Origin of the sequence: Bergeriella denitrificans NBRC 102155 (assembly GCF_001592185.1) — a bacterium.
Classification (GTDB): Bacteria; Pseudomonadota; Gammaproteobacteria; order Burkholderiales; family Neisseriaceae; genus Neisseria; species Neisseria denitrificans.
The window spans coordinates 1-1,398 of record NZ_BCWL01000322.1; the positions used below are offsets into that span (position 1 = coordinate 1).

A 1,398-nucleotide genomic window follows, 5' to 3' on the forward strand; every position below is an offset into this window, starting at 1 on the left:
GAGCGATCCAACGCCGTAGCAGAAATTACTCTCCGACTATAGACCATCTGTGTCGATTTCAAGGAATACATCATGAAACGCGCTATTATAACCCTGCTTTGCGCCGCCGGGCTGGCTATTTCGGCATCCGCCGCCGCGTCCGCGCTCCAAATCCGCCCCGATGCGCCGCAGCGCTATACCGTCAAGCCGGGCGATACCTTGTGGGGCATTGCCGGCAAATATCTGTATTCCCCCTGGCAGTGGAACCACCTTTGGGGCGCCAACCGCAGCGCCGTTGCCAATCCCCATCTGATTTATCCGGGGCAGGTATTGGTGTTGCGCCATGAAAACGGCCGGCCGGTATTGGGCTTCGACAACGGCAGCCTGAATTCAGACGGCATCCCCACCGTCCGCCTCTCGCCGCGCCTGCGGGAAAGCTCGGGCTACGGCATTCCCACCGTGAATGTGGATTTCTACCGCCTGTTTATGCAGCACCCGCAGATTATTCCGCCGACGCAAACCGCCGACGCACCGCGCCTGGTCGAAGGCCCCGACAGCCGCCTGCTCTATACGCAAGGGCACCGTGTCTATGCCTACGGGGTGGATGCGCCCGGCCGCTACCTGACCTACCGCATCAATAAAAACATCACCTCGCCCGACACCGGCAAAATCCTGGGGCAGGAAGCCGTATTCAGCGGCATCGTCCGCACCCTGCCCTATACCGACAGCGCGCTGGCCAACCGCACCCGTCTTTCCGCGGAAAAGTTGAACGATGACGAATACTACACCCGCGAAAACGCCCTCATCCGCCTGCGTACCCGCGCCGCGCAGCCCATGGTGGTGGAAACCGCGATTGCCGAAATCCGCCGGGGCGACTACCTGCTGAAAATGCCCGAAGGCATCGACAGCTTCCACATGATGCCGCACGCGCCCCTGCGCCCGGTGCAGGCCAAAGTCGTCTCCATTTTCAACGGCGTGGGCGAAGCCGGCCAGTTCCAAACCATTACCTTAGACAAAGGCGAAGCCGACGGGCTGGATAAAGGCGCGGTATTGGGTCTCTACAAACGCGGCCGCCAAATCCGCACCGATTTCCGCAACAACCTCGCACCCGCGCCGAAAAGCCGCGACGTAGTGGAAGCCGTGTCCATCCCCACCGAAGAAATCGGCCTGGCCATGGTGTACCGCACCGCCGAAAACCTCTCCTCGGCCATCATTCTGGAAAGCCTGAGCGGCATTAAAATCGGCGACACCGCCGCCGAACCCGGCCGCGATTTGGACAATATGGCCGATGAAAAAACCGTCGAGCCGCAACCGATGTTTCCCGATACCGAAACCGATATCGAAATCGAAATCGCGCCTTAACACACCGTTGGGCGATGGAAATGCGATGGGAAAAAGCCGTCTGAAAATGCAGATTTT

The 1,398-nt window shown here is 59.9% G+C and carries 1 protein-coding gene; it reads left to right on the forward strand.

The genetic code is table 11. From position 1 onward, the window contains the following. The first annotated feature begins 72 nt into the window (after positions 1 to 72). The gene (locus BDE01S_RS10545; RefSeq protein ID WP_066081337.1) at positions 73 to 1,341 is read left to right on the forward strand and encodes a LysM peptidoglycan-binding domain-containing protein; all 1,269 of its coding nucleotides are present in this window, start codon (positions 73 to 75) and stop codon (positions 1,339 to 1,341) included. Positions 1,342 to 1,398: the final 57 nt, after the last annotated feature.

Coding starts and splice junctions, on each gene's coding strand:
- BDE01S_RS10545 (WP_066081337.1), top strand. CDS start 73: ATGAAACGCGCTATTATAACCCTGCTTTGCGCCGCCGGGCTGGCTATT.